The sequence below is a fragment of the Metabacillus sp. 113a genome, from assembly GCF_050107635.1.
Classification (GTDB): domain Bacteria; phylum Bacillota; class Bacilli; order Bacillales; family Bacillaceae; genus Metabacillus_B.
Window position 1 is genome coordinate 81726 of the sequence record NZ_JBNILJ010000001.1, and the last position, 22573, is coordinate 104298.

26 protein-coding genes and 2 riboswitches are annotated in these 22573 nt (G+C 39.5%); of the genes, 19 read left to right on the forward strand and 7 right to left on the reverse strand.

Going from position 1 to position 22573, the window contains the following annotated elements; translation table 11 throughout:
• The first annotated feature begins 36 nt into the window (after positions 1-36).
• The 10 genes from ACQCVE_RS00455 (at position 37) to ACQCVE_RS00500 (ending at position 11998) form a co-directional block, all read left to right on the forward strand.
• Positions 37-1086: a glycosyltransferase family 2 protein gene (locus ACQCVE_RS00455; protein ID WP_426845745.1), complete on the forward strand. Its 1050-nt coding sequence runs from the start codon at positions 37-39 to the stop codon at positions 1084-1086.
• On the forward strand, positions 1086-2168 hold the full coding sequence (locus tag ACQCVE_RS00460) for an acyltransferase family protein (protein ID WP_426845747.1): 1083 nt from the start codon (positions 1086-1088) through the stop codon (positions 2166-2168). The genes ACQCVE_RS00455 and ACQCVE_RS00460 overlap by 1 nt, the downstream gene beginning before the upstream one ends.
• 234 nt (positions 2169-2402) lie before the next feature.
• Positions 2403-4901 carry a right-handed parallel beta-helix repeat-containing protein gene (locus ACQCVE_RS00465; protein WP_426861229.1) on the forward strand — a complete coding sequence of 833 codons (2499 nt, stop codon included), beginning with the start codon at positions 2403-2405 and terminating at the stop codon, positions 4899-4901.
• Between the two features lie 202 nt (positions 4902-5103).
• Positions 5104-7035, forward strand: coding sequence for an asparagine synthase-related protein (locus ACQCVE_RS00470; protein WP_426845751.1), 1932 nt, complete (start codon positions 5104-5106; stop codon positions 7033-7035).
• A 14-nt stretch (positions 7036-7049) separates the two neighbouring features.
• Positions 7050-7181, forward strand: a complete 132-nt coding sequence (locus tag ACQCVE_RS00475; RefSeq protein WP_426845752.1) for a paeninodin family lasso peptide — start codon at positions 7050-7052, stop codon at positions 7179-7181.
• A 98-nt stretch (positions 7182-7279) separates the two neighbouring features.
• A complete protein-coding gene (locus ACQCVE_RS00480; RefSeq protein ID WP_426845754.1) occupies positions 7280-8209 on the forward strand; it encodes an aldolase in 930 nt (309 codons plus the stop codon).
• Positions 8202-8495, forward strand: coding sequence for a lasso peptide biosynthesis PqqD family chaperone (locus ACQCVE_RS00485; RefSeq protein ID WP_426861231.1), 294 nt, complete (start codon positions 8202-8204; stop codon positions 8493-8495). The genes ACQCVE_RS00480 and ACQCVE_RS00485 overlap by 8 nt, the downstream gene beginning before the upstream one ends.
• 23 nt (positions 8496-8518) lie before the next feature.
• Complete coding sequence (locus ACQCVE_RS00490; RefSeq protein ID WP_426845757.1) at positions 8519-8974, forward strand: lasso peptide biosynthesis B2 protein; 456 nt, start codon at positions 8519-8521, stop codon at positions 8972-8974.
• Between the two features lie 21 nt (positions 8975-8995).
• Positions 8996-10189, forward strand: coding sequence for a nucleotidyltransferase domain-containing protein (locus tag ACQCVE_RS00495; RefSeq protein ID WP_426861233.1), 1194 nt, complete (start codon positions 8996-8998; stop codon positions 10187-10189).
• A 3-nt stretch (positions 10190-10192) separates the two neighbouring features.
• The gene (locus ACQCVE_RS00500) at positions 10193-11998 is read left to right on the forward strand and encodes an ABC transporter ATP-binding protein (protein ID WP_426861236.1); all 1806 of its coding nucleotides are present in this window, start codon (positions 10193-10195) and stop codon (positions 11996-11998) included.
• Positions 11999-12068: 70 nt separating this feature from the next.
• Here ACQCVE_RS00500 and ACQCVE_RS00505 read toward each other — a convergent pair whose 3' ends face one another.
• The 3 genes from ACQCVE_RS00505 to ACQCVE_RS00515 are packed head-to-tail and all read right to left on the reverse strand — an operon-like array spanning position 12069 to position 13038.
• A complete protein-coding gene (locus ACQCVE_RS00505; RefSeq protein ID WP_426861238.1) occupies positions 12069-12533 on the reverse strand; it encodes a VanZ family protein in 465 nt (154 codons plus the stop codon).
• A gap of 33 nt (positions 12534-12566) precedes the next feature.
• Entirely contained in the window at positions 12567-12698 is a 132-nt protein-coding gene (locus ACQCVE_RS00510) for an anti-repressor SinI family protein (RefSeq protein WP_426845765.1), read from the reverse strand.
• On the reverse strand, positions 12688-13038 hold the full coding sequence (locus ACQCVE_RS00515; protein WP_426845767.1) for a helix-turn-helix domain-containing protein: 351 nt from the start codon (positions 13036-13038) through the stop codon (positions 12688-12690). The genes ACQCVE_RS00510 and ACQCVE_RS00515 overlap by 11 nt, the downstream gene beginning before the upstream one ends.
• Positions 13039-13270: 232 nt before the next feature.
• On the opposite strand from ACQCVE_RS00515, the gene ACQCVE_RS00520 reads away from it, so the two are divergent.
• The 9 genes from ACQCVE_RS00520 to sipW (ACQCVE_RS00560) all read left to right on the forward strand — a co-directional run bounded on the left by ACQCVE_RS00520 (position 13271) and on the right by sipW (ACQCVE_RS00560) (position 18725).
• A complete protein-coding gene (locus ACQCVE_RS00520) occupies positions 13271-13780 on the forward strand; it encodes a signal peptidase I (RefSeq protein ID WP_426845769.1) in 510 nt (169 codons plus the stop codon).
• A 59-nt stretch (positions 13781-13839) separates the two neighbouring features.
• Complete coding sequence (locus ACQCVE_RS00525; RefSeq protein WP_426861240.1) at positions 13840-14436, forward strand: TasA family protein; 597 nt, start codon at positions 13840-13842, stop codon at positions 14434-14436.
• Between the two features lie 90 nt (positions 14437-14526).
• Positions 14527-15162, forward strand: coding sequence for an amyloid fiber anchoring/assembly protein TapA (tapA, locus tag ACQCVE_RS00530; RefSeq protein WP_426861242.1), 636 nt, complete (start codon positions 14527-14529; stop codon positions 15160-15162).
• Positions 15137-15685: a signal peptidase I SipW gene (gene sipW / locus ACQCVE_RS00535; protein ID WP_426845774.1), complete on the forward strand. Its 549-nt coding sequence runs from the start codon at positions 15137-15139 to the stop codon at positions 15683-15685. The genes tapA and sipW (ACQCVE_RS00535) overlap by 26 nt, the downstream gene beginning before the upstream one ends.
• 43 nt (positions 15686-15728) lie before the next feature.
• The gene (locus ACQCVE_RS00540; RefSeq protein WP_426845776.1) at positions 15729-16028 is read left to right on the forward strand and encodes a DUF5658 family protein; all 300 of its coding nucleotides are present in this window, start codon (positions 15729-15731) and stop codon (positions 16026-16028) included.
• A gap of 11 nt (positions 16029-16039) precedes the next feature.
• Positions 16040-16240, forward strand: coding sequence for a hypothetical protein (locus ACQCVE_RS00545; protein WP_426861244.1), 201 nt, complete (start codon positions 16040-16042; stop codon positions 16238-16240).
• Between the two features lie 464 nt (positions 16241-16704).
• Positions 16705-17301 carry a TasA family protein gene (locus tag ACQCVE_RS00550; protein ID WP_426845780.1) on the forward strand — a complete coding sequence of 199 codons (597 nt, stop codon included), beginning with the start codon at positions 16705-16707 and terminating at the stop codon, positions 17299-17301.
• 114 nt (positions 17302-17415) lie between these two features.
• Positions 17416-18177, forward strand: coding sequence for a hypothetical protein (locus ACQCVE_RS00555; protein ID WP_426861246.1), 762 nt, complete (start codon positions 17416-17418; stop codon positions 18175-18177).
• Positions 18174-18725, forward strand: a complete 552-nt coding sequence (sipW, locus tag ACQCVE_RS00560) for a signal peptidase I SipW (RefSeq protein ID WP_426845784.1) — start codon at positions 18174-18176, stop codon at positions 18723-18725. The genes ACQCVE_RS00555 and sipW (ACQCVE_RS00560) overlap by 4 nt, the downstream gene beginning before the upstream one ends.
• A gap of 31 nt (positions 18726-18756) precedes the next feature.
• On the opposite strand, the gene ACQCVE_RS00565 is transcribed toward sipW (ACQCVE_RS00560), so the two are convergent.
• The 4 genes from ACQCVE_RS00565 to ACQCVE_RS00580 form a co-directional block, all read right to left on the reverse strand.
• Complete coding sequence (locus ACQCVE_RS00565; protein WP_426845786.1) at positions 18757-19092, reverse strand: helix-turn-helix domain-containing protein; 336 nt, start codon at positions 19090-19092, stop codon at positions 18757-18759.
• 90 nt (positions 19093-19182) lie between these two features.
• Positions 19183-19323, reverse strand: coding sequence for an anti-repressor SinI family protein (locus ACQCVE_RS00570; protein WP_426845788.1), 141 nt, complete (start codon positions 19321-19323; stop codon positions 19183-19185).
• A gap of 29 nt (positions 19324-19352) precedes the next feature.
• A riboswitch (cyclic di-GMP riboswitch) is annotated at positions 19353-19442 on the reverse strand.
• A gap of 157 nt (positions 19443-19599) precedes the next feature.
• Entirely contained in the window at positions 19600-20394 is a 795-nt protein-coding gene (locus tag ACQCVE_RS00575) for a YqhG family protein (protein WP_426845790.1), read from the reverse strand.
• A gap of 15 nt (positions 20395-20409) precedes the next feature.
• Positions 20410-22131 carry a DEAD/DEAH box helicase gene (locus tag ACQCVE_RS00580; RefSeq protein WP_426861248.1) on the reverse strand — a complete coding sequence of 574 codons (1722 nt, stop codon included), beginning with the start codon at positions 22129-22131 and terminating at the stop codon, positions 20410-20412.
• Positions 22132-22410: 279 nt separating this feature from the next.
• Positions 22411-22509: riboswitch (glycine riboswitch) on the forward strand.
• Positions 22510-22573 lie beyond the last annotated feature (64 nt).

Below are 22573 nucleotides of genomic sequence, written 5' to 3' on the forward strand. Positions count from 1 at the left end.
TTGAGTTTGTAAATCACTAATGGAAGAAGTGATATTTTGAAGAAAGTAAGTGTGATAGTTCCTATTTATAATGCCAAGAAAAGACTAAATAAATGTATTGATTCTATTGTTAATCAAACCTTTAAAGACTTCGAATTAATTTTGTTAAATGATGGATCTACTGATAACAGTTTAGAAATATGTAAAAGGTATGAGAAAATCGATACTAGAATAAAAGTAATAAATAAGGAAAATGAAGGTTGTATTGCAACCAGAAGAAAAGGTGTGGAACTAGCTAAATCTAAATATATTATGTTTGTTGACGCTGATGATTGGATTGATACCAAGACAATAGAATTGTTATATAAAGAAGCTTACGAAAGTAATTCAGATGTTACAGTGTGTAATATGTATAAAGTAATTGGGGATAAATTATCGATAAAGAAAGAGAATAAAAGTACTTATTTTAATGGGGTTAAAGTCTATAATAAAGAAGGAATTAGAAACGAGTTAATTGTAGCATATTTTCATGGCCATCCTTTCCCTTCATCATTATGTGCTAAGTTATATAAAAGAGAGCTACTTGTAAGTTCAGGGAAGTATCTTGATGCTATTAAATTTTTTGGAGAAGATCTTTATTATAATTTGGAAATATTCCTTAAAGCTAACAAAATAAAAGTAATAAATAAAGCTTTATATTTTTATAGAGCTGGTGGAACTACAAGTAAATATATGCCGTATTTTTTCGATGATATTGTAAATGGATACCTAATCCAACAAGGAGTTATTAATAAGTATTATTATAATACTAAACAAAACATGTTAAACGGAATCAGCATCATGTTGTTAAATACTTTCAAAACCTGTCTTTCCAACTTGTTTTATAGTGAATACAACGGAATTGAAAAAAGAGATTTAATAAAGACTTACTTATCCAATGCTTGTATTACCGAGGCTATCAACAACGAGGGCGCAAAAAAATATTTTTCTAACGAATACTTACAAGCGATTAAAAATAATGATGAAAAATATTTATATCAATTTGGAAAAAAAGCATATTTAAAGCAAAGACCCAAGCAAATGCTATTGGAGTTAGGAAGAATCTAATGGAAATTTCAAAAAATAATATGAAAATGTTAAAAGGAGTAGCCATTTTATTTATGCTGCTCCTTCATTTATTTTGCAGAAAAGATGTAAATGGATTATATGAAACCTTGGTTTCTTTTAATGGAATTCCACTAGCCTATTATATTGGTTTATTTGGGGATGCATGTGTTCCAATATATTGTTTTGCAAGTGGTTACGGTCTCTATATTTCATATCATAAACACACATTTTTGAAAAAAAACTCCATAAGAATCTTAAAACTACTTATCAATTTCTGGATAATTCTGCTATTATTTATGTTAATTGGGTTCCTGGCCGGAAAATCAGGGGCGTTTCAAGGTGGACTTGGCAGCTTTCTTCTTAACTTTTTCGTGCTGTCCAACTCATATAATGGAGCATGGTGGTTTTTGCAAACTTATATAATACTCATCCTATTAACCCCATATATTGTAAAGAAAGTGAAAGCTCATAGTACCAGAAATGTATTAGTTGTTTCGGTAGTTATTTATTTAATAAGTTATATCCAGCGTATTAAGGAAATTATAGATCTGGATCAAGCCTTTTATACCTCTTTAATTAATTCTCTAGTTTTAGTGGGTACTTCTCTTTTTCCATTTATTGTTGGTTGTATATTTGCAAAGGAAAAAGTTAATTCAAAAATATCAAGAAAGTTCTCTGCCAACCCTTATCGCAATTTAATAAGTGGCTGCGCCATATTTGGATTGTTGGTATTACATTCTGTGTATGAGTCTATGATTGTTGCCCCTCTGACTGCCATTGCTTTTGTCTGCTTGTTTAATCTCATGAGTAAAGGAAAAACAGTAAAAAAGGTGTTACTCTTTTTTGGTGATCATTCTACGAACATATGGCTAACCCATATGTTCTTTTATATGTCCATTTTCCCGGAGCTTACATTTGCTCCAAGATATTGGATATTGGTTTTCATTTGGCTAATCGCCCTCTGTCTCCTTTCTTCTTATTTGATCAACTTTATATTTTATCCAATAGGAAAAATGGTAGATAGAATGATCATGAAAAAGAGTATAGAGTCTAATTTAAAAGAAGGTAAATTAATTGGTTGAAATCATAAATTAATGGGTTGAATGTTCGGCAGGTTATAAGAATTTATTTAAACCCCGCAGCAAGTTAAAAAGTTCAGATCTAATTATAAACCCACACGAAAAGAGTACATATGAATATATTACCTCTAAGAAGAAGAAGTGGAGGAATATATATAGATATGAAATGTATTCGTGAATTAAGAGTTGGTTTATTTATAACACATGAGAACACCAAAGCAGCTGCAGGTGAATGGAATGAGTGATTTCTCTTACACTGTTGAACTGGAGCGGTGGGGAATTAAAGATAATGAAACAGATGCAGCAAACACTACTCTTGGGATTAACCAAGCGTTTTTATGGGCAAGGGAAAATGATTATAACTTGGTTGTTTTACCAAAGGGCAGATATCTTATAGATAAAAATGCATCAGTAAATTTAAATAGCAATACAACGTACAAGCTTTATGATTGTGTATTTGTAAAAGAATCAAACAACTTTACAGGCTACACTGTTCTCTCGTGTAATAATGTCAAAAACGTTACTATAGAAGGTGCTACTGTAATTGGAGATAGGGAGACTCACGACTATTCTAGCGGTGGTACACATGAATGGGGACATGGCATAGAGTGTAAAAATTCCTGTTACAACATTGTTTTGAATAACTGTGAGGTAAGTGAATGCACTGGAGATGGTTTTACCACAGCTATGGACTTTTCAGCAATAGGCGGTATCCAGCACCCAGCACATTTCGCTAAAGGGGATATTAATGCGCAAGGTAATATAGATGTTTCAAAGTCCAATTATACTACAGTCTCAAGATTCTTTGACGTGACGGGATCTACAGTAAAATCAGTTGGATACTTTTATTACTCGGGTGATGGGTATGGTGGATATGGTACCGGAAGTAACTTAAACAAAACAGTAATAAAGGTGCATTTCTATAAATCAGATGGTTCTTATTTAGGATTTAGAAATACCAGAACGTATGAATTGATCTATCTATCTTCTTTACCTGAGGGTACTGCAAAAGTGAGATTTTCCTACTTGCAAAATTTCGACTTAATGAATGGAAATTTGCATTACGTACTATGTGCCAGAATACCTCAGTATATCACTTATATAAATTGTAAAGCCCATAGAAATAGAAGGCTTGGTGCGTCTGTTAATGGGGGCAGATTTATCACATATGACAGGTGTGAATTATATAACAACAGTAACCCTATGAGCAACTCTCAAGGGTGTAATCCAGGCTATGGTATCGACATAGAAGATGGATATATGACGAATCAAAAAATCACCGTGAAAAATTGTAACTTCTACGATAATCGAGCTGGAGCGTTTATTTGTATCAGTACCAGAGGAGTGTATCTCGAAAATAATAAATTTAAGGGTGCCGTTAATTTAAGCGGCAGTGGAGATGATTATTTATCGCATAATAATATATATTATGGTCCGATTACAGGCAGGTCAATTACGAGCGGTAATGAGGCAGATGGAACATTTGTTACATTTAGAAATGATTCTATTTTTGACGCCTCCTGTTCAATTAATGCCGGAAATACGACGTTAGAAAACTGTGTTTTTACAAAAAGCAGCTTAAACCTCTTTGGTGAAACCTTGAAAATATATAATTGTAAATTGACTTTTGATGACCCAGATAAAGATGCGGGACTTCGCTTTGCCAGCAAGAATATTGAGATTTATGATTCATTATTTGATGTAAGAAGAGCCGGAGGCCTCGTTACGGCTAGTTACAATCAAACAGAAAGCGCTTTGTTTAAAAATGTTAAATTTCTAACAAATGAGACAAGCGGCGGACATTATGTAGGTGCAAAAAACCTAATTGTTGAAGACTGTGAATTTATTCACAGCGGAAACAAAGTGAACTATAGCCGTATGATGGCATCTAGATCAATGAGGGTTCAAAACTCAACCTTTAGGAACCAGTCATTCAGGTTTGATGGAGGCGATATCTACGGCAGTGAGATATTAGCTGAAGAAACAGGGTATGTTACACATAAATTTAGTAACAATACGATCATCTGGGACGCTTCATACGGAACTGCTGTTCATGAAGCTCGAGGACCTGGAGTTGCGTTTCTTTATATCCCCAGACTCGAAGTTACAGATAATAATCTTAGAGTTGTAGGAAAAAATGTTTCTCTAGGTGCGATGCACTCGTTAAGGGTTTTTGCTGAAAACTATTTAGTTCTTTCTAATAATACAATTGTAACCAAAAATGATATTGGTATTAGTACCAAAGGGACGATCACGATTGAGAGTGCTTATAGAAAATCCGGCTCATCCCTTCCAAAACCTAGAACAATAATTGTTGCACAAAACAATAATAGTATAAATTCTGAAATTGTTTTTACGAAGAATTTAGATTTACAATTAGAAAAAAATATAGTGGGTAATATTCCTCTCCCTGCAGCAGCAGATTCAGAACCTAGTACTGGCACATATATGGTTGGACAAATAATCTATAATGTCACCCCGGTAGCGGGGGGATATGTTGGCTGGATTTGCGTTGCTTCTGGAATTGCAAACAAAAATCCATGGAGTCCAAATAAATCCTATACCATTAATAGCTTAGTCAATGCAAACGGAAAAGTATACAGATGTATAGCTGCGGGATCCAGTGGGGCATCTGCACCATCTAACACTAATGGCACTGCTCAGGACGGCAGTATTACCTGGGAGTATGTAGGAGCTCTTGCAGTGTTTAAGCCGTTTGGATTGATTTCAAGCTAAATTGCACAATATATAAGTATTTGAAGGATTTTGTTAAAAAAAGAATATTATAAGTCTACAGTACTGTTTGGAATTGACAGGTTAATAGATAAATGGTAATCTACACCTATATAATGTTCTTTATAAAGAAAGTAATTGTGATAATAATTGCCTCTTTTTTTAATCTTTTCGTTCTTTATAAAGAATATACGATGGAGGAAACATGAGCGCTATTACAGGGATCTTACAATTTAACCAGAATGATGTTTCTATTCGAAATAGAACAAATATTATGGATTCACTTGCTGAGTTTCCTGTAAATCACATAGGCTGCTTTCATAAAAATCATATTTATCTTGGCTGCCATTCACAATGGATTACAAAAGAATCTCTAGGAGAGAAGTTGCCATTTTATGATCCGCAAAGGCAAATTGCAATCACAGCAGATGCCATTATAGATAACCGCCTTGAATTATTCGAACACCTGCAAGTTCCCTTGAGAGACCAAAAAAACATCACGGACAGTCAATTGATTATGCTGGCTTATCTAAAATGGGGTCAAGAATCACCCAAATATTTAATTGGTGATTTCGCCTTTATGATCTGGGACGAAAAACAAAATCTCCTTTTTGGAGCTAGAGATTTTTCTGGGTCCAGGACACTCTATTATAGTAAATCAGGATCCAACTTTGCTTTTAGTACAACCATTAAACCATTGCTTTCTCTATCCTTTATTGATAAAAAGCTGAATAAATGTTGGCTAGCCGATTACTTAGCTGTGTCAGGAATGATGGATAGCGTGGACCCTGCCATTACTCCTTATATGGATATATACCAAATTCCCCCGGCTCATAGCCTAACTTTAAAAAACGATAAAATCACAATCCGTAGGTACCACTCTTTCAGCAATATTCATCCATTTAAATTCAAAAATGATTCAGAATATGTAGAAGCCTTTCAAAGTGAATTTCAACAGGCAGTAACTGCTAGACTAAGAACCTATAAGAAAATTGGTGCGCAGTTAAGTGGAGGATTAGACTCAGGCTCTGTCGTAAGCTATGCAGTCAATTCATTAAAAGAAAAAAGGGAGATCCTGCATACTTTTAGCTATATTCCTCCCAACGATTTTGAAGATTTTACCGCTACGCATTTGCTAACAAATGAGACACCTTTGATTAAAAAAACCGTTCAGCATGTTAATGGTATTCATGCTCATTTATTAAGCTTTGATAAAAAAAATTCTTATGATGAAATAGATGACTTCTTAAGCATAATGGAGATGCCCTATAAATTTTTTGAAAATTCATTTTGGCTTAAAGGACTTTTTGAAGCAGCTCATTCAGAAGGCGCAGGTGTACTTTTAAATGGGGATAGAGGAAATTTTTCTATCTCATGGGGCTCCGCTGTTCATTATTATTCAGAACTATTAAAGAAATTAAAATGGGTGAAGTTGTATAAGGAACTGAATCAATACAGTCGTAATACAGGTGGAGCCAGACTGGGTCAATTGCCTGACATTGCAAAAATTGCTTTTCCTGGTATGTTCATTAGAAAAACAGAGAACAGAATGCCGTCAATAATCAATGAAAGTTTTGCAGAGGAAATAATGGTAAATCAAAAACTTGCAAAGCAAGGAATAAATCATAGAGGCTGGTATCTGAATTCTTCCTTAGAAGAAGAAAGAATTAAACATTTTGAAGATGGTTTCCATTGGAATGCCAGCAACACTCTATCAACGAAACTATCGCTGAAATATTCTTTGTGGAAACGTGATCCAACTAATGACCTTCGTGTAATTCGTTTCTGCCTATCTGTTCCCAATAGTCAATATGTGCAAAATGGTCTAGACCGTGCATTGATAAGAAGAGCAACAAAGAATTATTTGCCAGATGAAGTAAGGTTGAATCAACGTACCTTTGGTGTGCAAGGTGCAGATTGGGTTTATAGAATGATTCCTCAGTGGAATGAGTTTAGACATGAATTGGATCATTTAGTTAAAGATGATCAGGTTATGTATTACTTAAATAGGGATACGATTATGAATGCTCTCTCCATTATGGATCAAGGGGTCGAATCACACCATGCCATCAACCCTTATTTTAAGATTCTTGTAAGAACGGTTATTTTATATAGGTTTTTAAAAAAATTCAATTGAAGGGAGGTGAAAATATGAAAAAGGTATGGGAAAAACCAACTTTAGAAGTTTTGGATGTAAACGAAACTCTTCTTGGAAGAGATGGTGATTTTACAGATGCTGCATTTGACCCTAATACTCCAAAAGGAAAATTGACTTTCAGCTAATATCACTCCATATGTTTTTTGAATGATAGAGGATACTTAGTACACATTTTATTGAGCCCTATCCTATAGGGTAGGGCTACTTCATGGAGTGAAGAGAGATGCTTAAAGTCAAAGAAAAGCTTATATATACAGGCTTTGGTTTTACTATACAGAGTGACCTATTACTGCCAGAACTTTCTTCCTCAGCAAATCGGAATTTACCAATCGATATAAATATATATGAAAAAGACTTGACTTATCTTTGGAGAGAACTCTCTGATAATGAGTTTGGTTTTACTTTTGATAACAAGGATGTTTACTTTAAAATTCCCGACCTAGCTATATTTGGAATTTTAAATGGGCATGAAATTCAATATTCTCCAATCAGGGAAACAGATTTTGATATGATTAGGCTTTTTGTTCTTGGTACATGCATGGGTGTAATACTAATGCAAAAAAAAATCCTTCCTCTTCATGGAAGCGCCATTGAAATTGAGGGGAAAGCCTATTGCATTGTTGGTGAGTCCGGCGCGGGAAAATCTACTTTAGCTTCTTATTTTTTAAAATCAGGATATAAACTTCTAAGTGATGATGTCATTCCAATAACAATGCAGAATGGTTATCCGTATGTGACCCCATCCTATCCTCAGCAAAAGCTTTGGCAGGAGAGCCTTAATTATTTTGGAATGAAAAAGGAAGAGTACAAATCAATTTTTGGACGAACGGATAAATTCAGTGTGCCAGTTTCATCTAATTTTATTACTCAGCCGTTGCCATTAGGTGGAATTATTGAACTTGTAAAAACAGATAACCATCTGAGTATTGAAAGCATGGAAGGATTTAATAGGTTCAAAGTTCTGCTTAACCATACCTACCGCAACTTTTTAATTCCCTCATTAAATTTAACTAGCTGGCATTTTTCATACTCTGCTGCTATTTTGAATCAAGTTGGAGTGTATTCTTTGAATAGGCCCATTTCTCGATATACTGCACCAGAATTGGCTATGAATATATTAAACATCATAGGAAAGGAGAATGTTTGTGATTAAGTGTGAAGAAATCACCGTTTATTCTACTGTTTCCCAAAGAGAAGGGAACGTTACCAGTGACATGGCTGGCGAAAAAGTGTTGTTTAATGTTGACAAGGGGAAATATTATAATTTAGGTTCCATAGGTGGTGAAATCTGGGGGGAATTAAAGGATCCCATTCGCGTCTCTAATTTAATCGACATCCTCATAGAAAAATTTGAGGTGAGTAGAGATGTATGTGAAGACGAAGTCATTAGATTCTTAACCATGCTTGATTCAGAAGAATTACTTAATAAACATAATTAAAAGATAAAATGAGGAATGTGAGAGTGGGAGCGTTAAAAAAATTCAAAACATTCATCTCTTTGGACCATAAAACGTTGAGTCTGTATATAGAAGCCTTCCTATTTCTTGGGTGGGCCAGAATACTAAAAGCTTTCCCTTTTTATAAAATTAAGCATTTATTAGGGTATCATATGCAGGAAACATCTACAGAACTTATGACACAAAATAGAAAGCAATTAAAAGAAATTGCTATAGCTATTCACGTAATGAGTAAATACACTTTTTGGGAAAGTAAGTGTTTGGTAAAAGCGATAGCAGGGATGAAAATGCTTGAAAGAAGAAATATAGAAAGTACTCTATACTTAGGTTCAGCAAGAAGTACGAATGGTAAAATGATTGCCCATGCATGGCTGAGGAGCGGCCCCTATTATATATCTGGCGCAGCAGAAATGCAGGATTATACGGTTGTAAGCACATTTGCTAAAAAAAACATTTCGTGAACATTTAAGGAGATTTATACCATGGTATCTTATCAACTATGCTTAAGGAAAGTACCAGACGAACTGATCTTAATATTGGAAATGTTATCATGTAAAAAATCAGAAAATCTGAATAAAAACAATCAAGATTTTTTCAAAAATGTCAACTGGAATGAATTTGTTGAAATGTCTATTCATCACCGTTTATTTCCAAGTCTTTTTTTAAAAATCAAGGAAGAAAAATGGGGTTTTATCCCTCAACAGACAATGGCTCTATTATCCCAATATGTAAAAATAAACACAATGAATATGCTTTCTTTGAGTGGTGAAATGGGTAAGTTAGGAACCCTTTTTAATCAACATAGTATCCCTGCTTTATTCTTAAAAGGTCCTATATTAGGGGCAGAATTGTATGGAAGCTTATCACTTAGAACTTCAAGTGATATTGACGTACTTGTCTCTATAAAAGACCTAAATAAGGTTGAACAGATGATGAAAGTAAAGGGTTACATAAAAGATGACTATTTTTCATCTGTTCTTAATGACTGGAAATGGAGACACCACCACGTGACTTTTAATCATCCGGAAACAAAGATGAAGGTAGAGATTCACTGGAGACTGAACCCTGGGCCTGCAAAACAGCCTGCTTTTAAAGAATTATGGGAACGGAGGAGAGTAAGCACTTTTTCGCAATCACCTATTTTTTACCTGAGTAAAGAAGATTTGTTTTTTTTCCTAGTAACCCATGGAGCAAGGCATGGATGGTCTAGAATACGATGGGTAATGGATATCCATCAGTTAGTTCAGCAGGATTTGGACTGGAACAAAGTTATGAAGGTGCTAAGGTCCTATGGTTATTTAGATATTGGAGGTCAAGCATTGATTTTAACAAATCGTTTATTTAAGACTCCTATATCCAGTGATATGGAGCCGTTATTTCAAAGAAAACGAGCTAATCAGCTTGCTCATAAAGCAATTTTTTACCTTGAAGAGATGATCAATTTACATACTGAACCTGTGCCTATACATGTATCTAAATATCATCAAAGACATCTATTTGACCTAATGTCAGCTAAACAGAAATGCTTGTTTGCTCTGAGCTTGCTTCATCCGTATCCAGTTGATTCTGAGACAATGCCGCTGCCGAAAAATCTCCATTTTCTGTATGTGCCTCTGCGTCCTTTCCTTTGGACTTGGAGAAAATCAAAAGCTATTTATAATAATTGGGGGACGTGATCGATGGAGTCACTAATTTTTTTTGCAAAAAAACTGCATAAGTTCTCAGGTAGAATCCTTTATGTGAATTTTTTTGCTATGGGTCTTGTAAGTCTGCTTGAAGGAATCGGTATACTAATGCTTATTCCTATGCTTAATATTAGCGGAATTTTGGATGACTCATCTAACAGCAGTCATTTCTCTGGAATTGTTAAGTTATTTTCAAGTATCCCCGATTTATTTCTTCTCCCGGTTATTTTATCCATTTATTTAGGTATAGTAGTTTTTCAAACCTTACTTCATCAAAAATTAGCTCTCCGTAATACGAAAATTTTAGTAAGGTTTACAAATCACTTGCGTTTAGAAATTTTTTCGAAATTAACGTATGCAAACTGGAGTTTTTTCATTAAGAGAAGAAAATCTGATTTTGTTAACGCTCTAACTGATGAGTTAAGCAGAGTAGTTGCTGGAACTCAGCTTTTTCTCCAATTATCAACTTCTATTGTATTTACTTTTATACAAATTGCTATTGCATTTTGGCTATCCCCGCAGATTACTTTATTCGTTCTATTATCTGGAGTGATGCTTGCACTATGTTCAAGGCATTTTATTAAGAAATCCAAAGAAATTGGAAACCAAACATCAGAAGTAGCAAGGAGTTATTTAGGGGGGATCACAGACCACTTTAATGGAATGAAAGATATTAAAACGAATACTTTAGAAAATTCCAGAATTACATGGCTGCAGCATTGGTGTAACACAGTAGAAAAAGAACAGTTAGCAATTGTACATCTTAGAAACAGGTCCCAGCTATTCTATAAAGTGTCTTCAGCAGTTATTATTGCTCTATTGATTTATATATCCATTACTTTGTTTCAGGCTCAGTCTGCACAATTATTATTGATTATACTCATATTTACAAGACTATGGCCAAGATTCACAAGTATACAATCGAATGCTGAACAAATTGCATCAACTTTGCCTGCTCTTCAGTCCCTAATTAAACTGCAAGAAGAATCTGATGCTTCAAAGGAGGGGGAAAAAAATAATAAAATGCAAGGTGAACCTCTTCTGCTTGCAGATGGTATTGCTTGTGAAGAAGTAGATTTTAAATATAGTGATAATCAGGAAAAGTGGACACTAACTAATATCAATTTAGAAATATCTACAAATAGAACAACAGCTATAGTCGGGCGTTCAGGAGCTGGAAAGAGTACTTTAGTAGATTTAATTATGGGCCTTAATAAGCCGACTAATGGCAAAATATACGTTGATGAATCACCAATTACAGATGATAATTTGTATTCTTTAAGGAAATCTATAAGTTATGTATCACAGGATCCTTTTCTTTTTAATGGGAGCATAAGGGATAATCTTCTGATGATTGAAAACCATGCTTCTGAAAAAGAGATCTGGCAAGCCCTGGAATTCTCCTCCGCTGCCGAATTCGTCCGCAGGCTTCCTGATGGTCTCGATACGCCTATTGGAGACCGGGGCGTCCGGCTGTCAGGCGGGGAACGGCAGAGACTGGTGCTTGCCAGGGCAATCTTGCGGAAGCCTTCAATTTTGGTGCTGGATGAGGCTACGAGTGCTTTAGACAGCGAAAATGAGAGAAAGATTCAGGAGGCTCTGGAGGGTCTGAAGGGAAAGATGACGATTATTGTCATTGCGCATAGGCTTTCTACGATCCGGAACGCGGATCAGGTGATTGTATTGGAGGAAGGGCGGATTGTGCAGGCTGGTGGCTTTCAGGAGCTCGCCAGCCAGCGTTCGGGCCAGTTTGGGCGGCTGCTTGGGAATCAGGTAGAGGCGGTTCAGGTTAGCCGTTAAGAATGATTAAAGATATACAGACAGCAAACAGCCGGTGCCGCATTTCGTTTAGCGGTACCGGCTGTTTTTGCTATGCCCTTTTCCTGAGCCTTGTATTCCATTCAGCCCTTCTTCTCTGTCTTTTCTTCCGCTCATGCCGGATCATGAGTAACCAGACGATGACAATGCCGGCCCAGTCCTTCAGAAGATCTGTCCATGAGGCGGAACGGCCTGCTGTAAAGTATTGGTGCCACTCGTCAATGACGCTGTAGCCGGCGGCAATGAAGAGGGCGATCGGGATTGCCCTTTTAGAGGAGAGGCCGAAAGCCTGCAGGGCAAGAACGGACAGAAAGAACAAGATCCCGAATTCAATTAGATGAAGCAGTTCAAAGAGGGTGCCTAATAGAATAATAGGCAATGCCGGTTCTTCAATCACGGCCACCCGGTCAATCCCTTTTGTAAGAAAAAGATTGATGGCTTCCGTTGAATAGCTGGATTGAATCCATATCACGGCAATGTACAGGACCGGGATGGCCGCAGCCAGGATTTTTACCATAATACCACCTGCTTCCAAAAGAGAACGAATCGTTTAATGTGCTGCTGCTGGTTCTTTGCTGAATAGGAAGCTTCGTACTTCCTCGGGTGTCAGTCCCAAGTTTTTGGCTTCCGTTAACAGTTCAACCCATTCTTTTTCTGAAACAAGTCTTTGTTCAGTCATCATTTTTTTCCCCCTTGGATTCTTTCCATTTATTGAATCTGACATAATTTCTGAACGTTTCAAACTCTTCCTTGCTCATGCCTTCATTAATGGCTCTCTCAATCAATGCCTTCCATTCTTCATCGAGCTGGCCCTTTGGCTCAGGGTCCCCCAGCAGTTCATTTACTTCGACATCCAGCGTGTCCGATATTTTGGTTAAAAACTGAAGACTGGGGTTCTTTTGAACATTTCGTTCTATGTAGCTTAAATACGATTTTGATACACCTGCCTGTTCGGCAAGCTCACTGAGTGAATAGCCTTTTTGACGCCTGATTTCGCGAATTCTTTTTCCGACAGCTTCCATATAATGAACTCCTTCTTAACAATAAATGCAACGCTTTCGTTCATTATATAAAACAAATTGTTCTTAATAAAATTAAGAAATTGTTAGAAAAAGAGAGGATATTCGAGAAAACGAACGAAAACGTTCGTTAAAATGAATTAAATGGCATTTTTCGAGATTTTTCTTTTAAATAGGCCATAAGATATAATCATAGTAAGAAATTCTTAATTAAGAACAGTGGTGTGCTGCCAGAATGAAAAAAAGAGTCATTTTTTATGCTGTAAGATTCACATTCGTATTAGGCATTGTGTTTTACTTATTACTTCTTGGGAACACGCACCAATTCCTTCCTTTTCAGCTAAAGAATGTTTTATCTGGTTCGATGGAACCCGTTTTTCAGACAGGATCCATGATTTTAATCAGAAAACCGGATCGGGAAGAAACATTTAATAAAGGGGAAGTCATTACCTTTAGAACGAAGGAAGAAATCCTCATTACTCATCGCATTGATAAGGTGCTTGAGGGAGATTCCTATGTTACAAAAGGGGATGCCAACGATGGTGCGGACCGTGAACCGGTGCTTGCTCAAGACATTTCAGGGGTGTACACAGGAATCACGATCCCCTATGCAGGCTTTTTGTTCGCAGCCATTCAATCCAGGGCAGCCGGCATCTTTCTGATGATTCTACCTGGCACCGCTTTGCTTTACATCTCCTTTAGGCTGCTGTTCAGCAGGCGCGGGAGAAAGATAGACTGGCAGTGATTGACTCTTCCTGAAGTATTGGAAGTTCAATATAAATCAATTTTTAGGGGGACTTTACAATGAGCATGAAGAAGAAATTGGGATTGGGTCTTGCTTCTGCAGCACTTGGTCTGACATTGGTTGGCGGCGGTACATATGCTTACTTCAGTGATAAAGCAGATGCTAAAGGCACGTTTGCAGCAGGGACTTTAGATTTGGCTGTGGGCCCTGAGGAAATGGTTATTGAACTGGAGAACATGAAGCCCGGTGACTGGGCCACCAGAGCATTTAAGCTTGAAAACAAAGGGACATTGGATATCAAAAAAGTCTTCTTGATGACAGATTATACGGTCATGAATAAGGACGGTGCTGATCCGAACGTTCAGGACCTTGGCAAGCACATCCAAGTTAACTTCCTTTATAATGCAGACAAGCTAAATGATGTCATCTACAGCACAACGCTGAGTGAACTGAAAAAAATGGATCCAAATGCTATCGATCAAAACGTCTTTACTCCAATGATGGAAAAGAAAGGCCTGGCTGCCGGAACGACAGACGACCTTTTCGTTCAATTTGAGTTTGTGGAGAACGACAAAGACCAAAATGAATTCCAGGGTGATGCGCTGGAGCTTAAATGGACGTTTGAAGCACAGCACGGTAAAGGTGAAGAACTGTAACAAGCAGGGATAGGAGGGCAGGATCTTCCTGTTCTCCTTTCTTCAATTATTCCCATAGAAGAACAGGGGCTGGAGACCATTCGGCGAAAGGTGAATCATCTGTTAAAATGCTCGTTCATTGCCTATTTTCTGATATTATTCCTCACTTACATAACCTCCCCAACAAGTGCTTACTTTACTGACGGGAATGAGCAGTCCATTCAAATCAAGATGGGTTCCTGGTGGGATAAAAGTGAATTAAGCTTTATGGACATTCCGGTAAATGATGCGTTAACGGTTTGCGGAGAGCCTGCTGAGATTAAGGCGCTTATCCAAAATAAGGGATTTACGATGCTTGATGGTACGTCCTACAGAATATATAAGAACGAAAAAATGATTGAGGATGGAAACCTTCCGGCAGTAAAAACGGGAGAAACGGCTCCTCTTTCAATCAAAGCGGGTGAGGCCGGCACATACAGATTCGAAGTGGATCAACGGCCGGGCTACGGAGGCAATGACAAAGAGACTGCCTCTATAAGCAGCCATCCAGTAGAAGTAAAAGGATGTTCTGTGACAGCGGAAGAAGGTACGGAGCCATTCGACGATGAGTCGGGATTGAAGCAGACGCATGAGCCAGCTTCTGCAGATTTATCCGCTGGACGAGAACCTGCTGCCCGTTCTGAATCTGAAGTAATCACGGATCACGAAGGAGAGATTGCAGATGAAAGCAGTGAAACGAATCGTTAGCCAGCTTATGTCCGCCTTTCTGTTTCTTTTGCTTACAGGCATGATTCTGTTAGTGGTTTCAACAAATGTTTCAGGAGGGGATCCTGAAATTTTCGGATATCAATTTAAAACCGTTTTGTCCGGTTCGATGGAGCCGGGAATTCAGACAGGATCGGTTATTGCGGTTCAGCCAGGCGGCGATATGACACGGTTTGAGCAGGGAGATGTGATTACATTTAAGATGGATGAACAGACTCTTGTTACCCACCGCGTGATCGAACGGAAAACGAGCGGAGAGCATGTGATGTATACAACGAAGGGGGACAATAACCAATCAGCGGATTCATCACCGGTGCTCTCAGAAAATGTTTCAGCCTCTTATACAGGTTTCACAGTTCCGTATATCGGCTATTTAATTGAATATGCTAAGTCTAAAGAAGGAAACGCACTCTTGTTCATTGTTCCCGGATTGCTGCTGATCGGGTACTCCATATTAACTATATGGAAAGCTGTGGCAAGGCTTGAGGAACCTAAGAATGCATAAGCTTCAGCATAACTAATATGCCTTTCAGAAGGAGCTGCTCCCATTGAAGGTTGCTTTCATTTATCTGGCTGTTGTCAATGCCGCAGATCTTTTCATCACTTTAGCCGGGCTGGAGCTGGGCTTTATCCAGGAAGCCAATCCTATCATGAGAGGGCTGTATGAATGGAGTCCGGCCGCTTTTATAGGGGTCAAGCTTCTGTTTTCCTTTCTCCTCTTTTTCATGGTCTTTCTCCTCCCAATTAAAACGACGACCCTCCTAAAGGGGGTTACGTACGGAGCGTGTATCCTCTATTCCTTTGTACTGGTCCTTCATTCTACTTGGATTCTTCATGTCACAGTTTAGGAGAGATGGAAATGTTTAAAAAAGTGTGCCCCCGCTGTGCCAAGTCTTCTTACAGCAGCTACAGCGGCGGGGAATGGATATGCCCTTCCTGTTCGAATGATCTTACCTTCCAGCGGGTTCTGAAAGTAAGCGGCCAGCGTAAAATCGCACCGGTTAAAGAAAAATACGCACAATCTGACTCAGATCAGCCTGTCATTTCTCTATATGCATAAAGAAGAACCTGGAAAAGAATCCGGGTTCTTTTTATTTAGTAGATTCATTCCATTTCAATGCCGAAAGAACCGGACCCATTGGTTCATGGGGTAAAAATTTCAGTGGAAAACATTGATTTCATGCTTTTCATTAAACCGGGGACTTCAAAAATCATACAAATGGATGAGGTGATTTATTGGTATAAAGAACCTTTTGCCGAATTTAGGCGACTGCTACACTTAAGGAGGAAAGAAGGAAGAATTTTATCCCAAATCATAAATAATTTGTCATAACAGATGAGATGAATTCCTCGCAGTAATATTTGTCGGAATATTTAAACAAAATAGGTGAAAATTAAAAGCTGCACCACCGGTTGAGCCTCTTTGCAAAGGCTGGTTTCATGTTTGGTCCAAAAGAATGGACGAAGGCGTGACAGGGCTTAGGTATAAGAGATCACATACACAGGAAACAGGAGGAATGTAAAATGGGGATCAAGACGAAATTAGGGTTAGGTATTGCTTCAGCAGCATTGGGACTATCGTTGGTCGGCGGGGGTACATATGCTTATTTCAATGACAGAGCAGAGGCAACGAGCTCATTTGCTGCCGGCACACTTGACTTAAATGCGGTTCCGACTGAAGTTGTGAATGTGAAGGACATGGCTCCGGGAGATTATGTAACCCGTACATTCAAGCTGCAAAACGATGGAACGGTCGACATTAAGAAGGTACTTTTGACTACAGATTATACAGTTGTGAACAAAGAAGGCGAAGAAGCTAACACGGAGGACCTAGGCAGCCATATTAAGGTAAACTTCCTTTATAATGCAGACAAGCTGAATGATGTCATTTACAGCACAACCTTGGAAGAATTAAAGGAAATGGATCCTAACGCTGTTTCCAGCAATGTTTTCACACCTCTTTTTGAAAAGAAAAAAGGACTGAAAGCAGGAACGACCGATGACTTGTTCGTCCAGTTTGAATTCGTTGATAATGATGAGGATCAAAATCAGTTCCAAGGCGATTCTCTTCAGCTTAAATGGACATTTGACGGCCGGCAGGGAAAAGGACAAGAGCTATAAGCGCTGAATGGATTCAGGACGATTTTACATAAGCGGGATGAGGCAGCCCCTCTCCCGTTCTGTTTTTGATTAGCGGACAGAGGAAGCACTTAACCTACATGGAAGGTGATACCGGTGGACAAAGAACACAAGAAAAAGAGGGGCGCTGTAAAAACGGCCGGATTCGTATGCGCCGCTTTTCTTGCAGCAGGCGTCTTTTCATCCCCTGTCCAGGCCTACTTCAGCAAGGACAGTCAGCAGACGATCGGAATTCAAATGGGATCATGGTGGGATGGCAGCAAGCTCCGCTATGAACAGACAGAGAATTTGGTATGCGAAACAAAGCAAGTGATTTTCTCCGTAAAAAATAACGGGTTTGCCATGACTGGCGGCACTGATTACCGCATCTACCTGAATGACGAAGTGATCGAGGAAGGTTCGTTGGAGGAAATCGGAGAAGACAGGTCCGCGCAAATTATGGTTAGCACAGAGGAGCCAGGCACCTATTACGCAAAAATTGCCCAGCGCCCTGGCTATGAGGGAGAAGAAGATAAAACGGTTTGGACGAGCAGCGGGAAAATAACGGCAGCTGCATGCGGGAATCCGGAAATTGAGGATGAACAAGAAGCAAAGCCTGAGACGAAAGATGAAAAGAAAGCAATGCGAGTAAATCCAGAGGCGCAGGATGAAAAGAAAGCAAAGCGAGTAAATCCTGAGCCGCAGGATGACCAGCGGGCAAAGTCTGAAGATCCTGAGACACAGGAGAAACAAGAAGAAATGGCTAAAACATTGCAGCCAAAGGGCGAAAAGGGTACAACCGAAAGTCCGGAACATGAAGATAACAGAGATATACTTCTAGAAGAACAGGCAGAGGATGAAGAAGAGGCCATTCGATGAAGCTTGCCGGCCGGGCATTTTCCATGCTGCTGTTTCTAATCATTGCCGGACTTGCGATAGCCGTTTTTTCATCGAAAGCATCGGGAGGGGAGCCTGAAGTTTTTGGATATCAGCTGAAAACTGTTCTTTCAGGATCGATGGAACCGGGAATTCAAACAGGGTCTGTCATCGCGGTGAAAACGGGCGGTGATATGAATCGCTTTGAAGTGGGGAATGTCATCACATACTGGATGAATGAAAAGGATCTGGCAACCCATAGAATTACCGGAAAAACAATGAGCGGCGGTCAAGCTGTGTACCGAACCAAAGGGGATCACAATCAATCTGAGGACTCAGACCCGGTTCTGGCGCAAAATGTAGTGGCTGAATACACGGGGTCGACCATTCCTTATGCAGGATACATCAGCAGCTATGTACGGTCAAAAGAGGGGAGAGCCCTCCTTGCGATCATACCGGGGATTCTTTTGATTATTTATTCGATATCAACCATTTGGCAGGCAATCCTGAAAATTGAAGAACTTCACCAGCAAAAATCAGACAGTACATAAAATAAACGGCCTGGACAAGTGTCCTGACCGTTTATTTTTTTGGCTGATTAATCCGCCATTTATTAAATTCCAGAAATTCACGAAACTGATCTTTTGTAACTCCTGATTGCATAGCTTCTTTAACAAGTGATGCCCAGTCCTGATCAAGCTGGCTCGCATATGCATCGTCCGTATTTCCGTTCAACAGGGTGTTTACAGAAATACCAAGCACAGCTGAAACCTTCTCCAAAAATTGTACCGATGGATTGGATTGGAGATTACGTTCGATCGAACTCAGATAAGATTTTGCAACGCCTGCTCGGTCTGCTAGTTCAGATAGTGATAGGTTTTTTTCTTTGCGGTATTTGCGAATGCGTTCTCCGATCATAACATCACCTTCCCTTAGTCATTATAGCATATAACGAAGGGTTTTCTTCGGTAAATCGAACAAAATCGACAAAATTTTTTCGACAAACTGTCAGCTGTTTCTTTCATCCTGATTCGTTTGAAGGAAGGTGCGGATGTCTTCTTTGCTTAGTCCCATTTCCAATGCTGCTTTGATTAAATCCTTCCATTCCAAGTCCAAATCCATTTCTTCTTTGACCATAACATTTTCCATCCCTTTTCCTCCTAAAATACGTATGTATTTCAGGCAATCCGGCGATCATCATTGCCTCCGGCAACCTTAGACCCGTGATTTTGCGTCGCTGCCTTTCAGCAGGTTTGCCTTTGTCTGACTGGTGAAAGCTATCATTCCGTCTGAGCTAATACTTTGGTCCATGGCTGGGAAGGTAACCTTTGTACTATGATTATAAATAGCAGGATGGAAAAAAGTTGCCGAAAGCTGTCGAAATTGAAAAATAATTTAATATTCTTGTTTTTTCAGCCGATATTATTAAAAAATTGTTTTTTCGTTCAGGTAAAAAATACCCCCGTTATTGACAGAAATATGTATTCTTGGTTCATATAAGTCTTTCAACGCACCTTTCTCCAGCTCGTACACTTCCGGCTTTTCCTCCATGTCCTCATAAAAATGGTGCAGGAGCATTAAATCAGCATTCCAGCGCTGCTTCGCTTCTTCTGCCCATGTATGGTCATCCTCTGAAATTCTTTGCTCTATATGTGTCCTGATCCTTTGCATCCCGCTTTTAGGCAGGATCAGAGGGGAGAGGGTGAAGCTGAAATCGGGGATGGTCGGTGTCAGAACGAGCTCGTTCAGCCGGTCCTGAAAACCCTCCACCATGGTTCCGCTGATTAAGTGCAGCCCGATGGAATAGACAACGTCCTTTTTCATGTCACATTGATAAGAGACTGTAATATTTATCCCAAGCCACGGATGAAGAGGCTGCTGGCCTTGGATTGCAGCCGATTTTTCATACATACGAGCGAAAGAGCCGAGCTTTTGTGCAGAACGAAAAATCTGATGCAGCCTTGGAGAGCCGAAGTGAATAAATTCAGGTTTTTCACTTTCCGTTTCAGCGTCCCGGTCTGTGAGCAAATGAAGTTTCATCGGGTTGGGCTCTCCGCCGGTTTTCTCCAGGTAATGCCAGTAAAAAGGGCGGTTCATCAGCTCTTTATCCATGTCCGGTGTCAGCTGAATGGCCAGAGACCCGGCACCATTACCGGAGACGTCACAATAATTCGCTTTGAAAAATCTCTCTAGCAATCCATAAATTTGCTGCTGGTTCATGCAGTTCCCTCCTTTTTAAATACCGCCGGATGCTTTTTGTTCCTCTGTTTCCTGCTTGCCGAAATCAAGGATTGAGGTCAGGTTTTCCATTTTGATTTTCATCTCGCCTTCCGTTGATGAGTGAAAGAGGATATCCTGAAGGTGTTCTTCAAAATTTGTGATTTCCAATTTAGCCAGAATTTCATCCAGCTGTCCTATAACCTTTTCAAACAAATCAATCTTTTCATACAGCAGCTTTAGAATATGCTCTTCCACGGTGTTTTTGGTAGACAGGTTGTATATATGAACATCCCGTTCCTGGCCGAGCCGGTGAATACGGCCGATCCGCTGTTCAAGTCTCATCGGGTTCCATGGCAGGTCATAATTAATGATCTGGTTGCAAAACTGCAGATTGATTCCTTCGCCGCCTGCTTCCGTTGCAATCAAAACTTGAATATTTCCTCTGAACAGGTCCTTCATCCAATCTTTTTTCCCCCGCTTAAACCCCCCTCTGAATGGAACAGAGGAAATGCCATGCTGCTTTAAAAACCATTGAAGGTACAATTGAGTTGCTCTGTACTCTGTAAAGATAATAACCTTATCATTGATTTGCTGGATGAGCTCCAGAACTTTTTCAGCTTTGCTGTTTTTAGATACCGCATCCACCGCTTGAAGAAGATCGTGGATCATCGGGGCAGGTATAGGAGACCCTTCATCTTCGCGGCGCTCGAGCATTTTTTTCAGGGTCATATAAACGGCTTCCCGGCTGCTGCAGGCCTCGCGCTGAAGTGTCATGATCGAAAACGTGTTGACGGCTCCTGCCATAGCGGTTTTAACGGATGATAGCTGATCATACAGCTGCTGTTCTGTTTCTGAAAACTGTATGGAGATGGTTTCGACAATCCGCTTCGGCCAGTCAATCCCTGTATCACCGCGCCTGTTGCGCAGCATAACCTTGTTTATAAGCTCCTTAAGATGCTCATGATGCTCGACAGACCGGTTTTTAGCTGAAAAGACTTCCGTAAAATAGGCTTCATTTCCGAGATGACCGGGTTTTAAAAGAGAAACCAGGTTGAAAATTTCCTCAATCCGGTTTTGGATTGGGGTAGCTGTCAGCAAAAGACAATATTTCTTCTTTAAATTCAGGACGAAGTCATAGTTTTTGGTTTTGCTGTTTTTCAGTTTATGAGCTTCATCGATAATCACCAGGTCATACAGCTGGCTTAAAACGATCTCACGATGCGGGCTGCGCTTCGCTGTGTCGATGGAAGAGACGACAACATCACACTGCTCCCATACATAGCTCTTCTTTTGTTCGATGGCCGGAATGTAGAACTTCTGGTTCAATTCCCTGGCCCATTGTGACACGAGGGAGGCAGGGACAAGGATCAGTACTTTTTTGACGAGTCCCCTGATCATGTACTCTTTTAATATCAGACCGGCTTCAATGGTTTTGCCGAGGCCTACTTCATCTGCCAGAATGGCTTTGCCGTTCATCTTTTCGACGACTGTCTTGGCCACTTCCAGCTGGTGGGGCAGCGGCTGGAAGTCAGGAAGATGCTTCGGGGCCTGCAGTCCCTCGAAATCCGGGACGGCGGTATGCTGCTGGATTTCGGAGGATAGCTTAAAAAGCTCCCAGTTGGCCCACGGCCCGTCCGACTCCATCCGATCCATCATTTCCTCCTGCCAGCCGCTGTCGTAATGGATTGGCACATTGAAGGTTGAAAACCTTCTCATCATATTCTCACCAGCTTTCATTAATGTTCACTTTTTGTGACATTTTCATGGTTTATAGATAGTTTAATCACAAGAAACGGGTTATAACCGAATGATTTAATGTTTTATAACTGGAACATTCAGAAAAAATTAGATTGCTCTCCTTTTAAGATGATGGTAGGATGTTAAGTAGTTAGAAAGTTTACAAAATGCTTCATTTTCTGTTAATCCGTTGTCTGCTCCGATGTCCATGTCCGTGCAAACGAGCAGCCATACTATGCTGACTACTAGCTTGCCCATTATTTGGATTAATATGTGCGGATGAGAATAAGGGGAGAGACCGCAGCGGCCAGTGCCGTGTGCGGCGCCGAAGGAGCAAACAACTGTGAATCTCTCAGGCAAAAAGACTCTTATTTGACGCAGCTCTGGAGAGAGTTTACAGCCCGTAAACCGCCAAAGGGGAAAGCCCTGCCGATCAGGGTAA

Bases quoted from the DNA above. Each gene is read 5' to 3' on its own strand.
- ACQCVE_RS00460 (WP_426845747.1), top strand. From the start codon at position 1,086: ATGGAAATTTCAAAAAATAATATGAAAATGTTAAAAGGAGTAGCCATT.
- ACQCVE_RS00465 (WP_426861229.1), top strand. From the start codon at position 2,403: ATGAGTGATTTCTCTTACACTGTTGAACTGGAGCGGTGGGGAATTAAA.
- ACQCVE_RS00470 (WP_426845751.1), top strand. From the start codon at position 5,104: ATGAGCGCTATTACAGGGATCTTACAATTTAACCAGAATGATGTTTCT.
- ACQCVE_RS00475 (WP_426845752.1), top strand. From the start codon at position 7,050: ATGAAAAAGGTATGGGAAAAACCAACTTTAGAAGTTTTGGATGTAAAC.
- ACQCVE_RS00480 (WP_426845754.1), top strand. From the start codon at position 7,280: ATGCTTAAAGTCAAAGAAAAGCTTATATATACAGGCTTTGGTTTTACT.
- ACQCVE_RS00495 (WP_426861233.1), top strand. From the start codon at position 8,996: ATGGTATCTTATCAACTATGCTTAAGGAAAGTACCAGACGAACTGATC.
- ACQCVE_RS00500 (WP_426861236.1), top strand. From the start codon at position 10,193: ATGGAGTCACTAATTTTTTTTGCAAAAAAACTGCATAAGTTCTCAGGT.
- ACQCVE_RS00505 (WP_426861238.1), bottom strand. From the start codon at position 12,533: ATGGTAAAAATCCTGGCTGCGGCCATCCCGGTCCTGTACATTGCCGTG.
- ACQCVE_RS00510 (WP_426845765.1), bottom strand. From the start codon at position 12,698: ATGATGACTGAACAAAGACTTGTTTCAGAAAAAGAATGGGTTGAACTG.
- ACQCVE_RS00515 (WP_426845767.1), bottom strand. From the start codon at position 13,038: ATGGAAGCTGTCGGAAAAAGAATTCGCGAAATCAGGCGTCAAAAAGGC.
- ACQCVE_RS00520 (WP_426845769.1), top strand. From the start codon at position 13,271: ATGAAAAAAAGAGTCATTTTTTATGCTGTAAGATTCACATTCGTATTA.
- ACQCVE_RS00525 (WP_426861240.1), top strand. From the start codon at position 13,840: ATGAGCATGAAGAAGAAATTGGGATTGGGTCTTGCTTCTGCAGCACTT.
- sipW (WP_426845774.1), top strand. From the start codon at position 15,137: ATGAAAGCAGTGAAACGAATCGTTAGCCAGCTTATGTCCGCCTTTCTG.
- ACQCVE_RS00545 (WP_426861244.1), top strand. From the start codon at position 16,040: ATGTTTAAAAAAGTGTGCCCCCGCTGTGCCAAGTCTTCTTACAGCAGC.
- ACQCVE_RS00550 (WP_426845780.1), top strand. From the start codon at position 16,705: ATGGGGATCAAGACGAAATTAGGGTTAGGTATTGCTTCAGCAGCATTG.
- sipW (WP_426845784.1), top strand. From the start codon at position 18,174: ATGAAGCTTGCCGGCCGGGCATTTTCCATGCTGCTGTTTCTAATCATT.
- ACQCVE_RS00565 (WP_426845786.1), bottom strand. From the start codon at position 19,092: ATGATCGGAGAACGCATTCGCAAATACCGCAAAGAAAAAAACCTATCA.
- ACQCVE_RS00570 (WP_426845788.1), bottom strand. From the start codon at position 19,323: ATGGAAAATGTTATGGTCAAAGAAGAAATGGATTTGGACTTGGAATGG.
- ACQCVE_RS00575 (WP_426845790.1), bottom strand. From the start codon at position 20,394: ATGAACCAGCAGCAAATTTATGGATTGCTAGAGAGATTTTTCAAAGCG.
- ACQCVE_RS00580 (WP_426861248.1), bottom strand. From the start codon at position 22,131: ATGAAAGCTGGTGAGAATATGATGAGAAGGTTTTCAACCTTCAATGTG.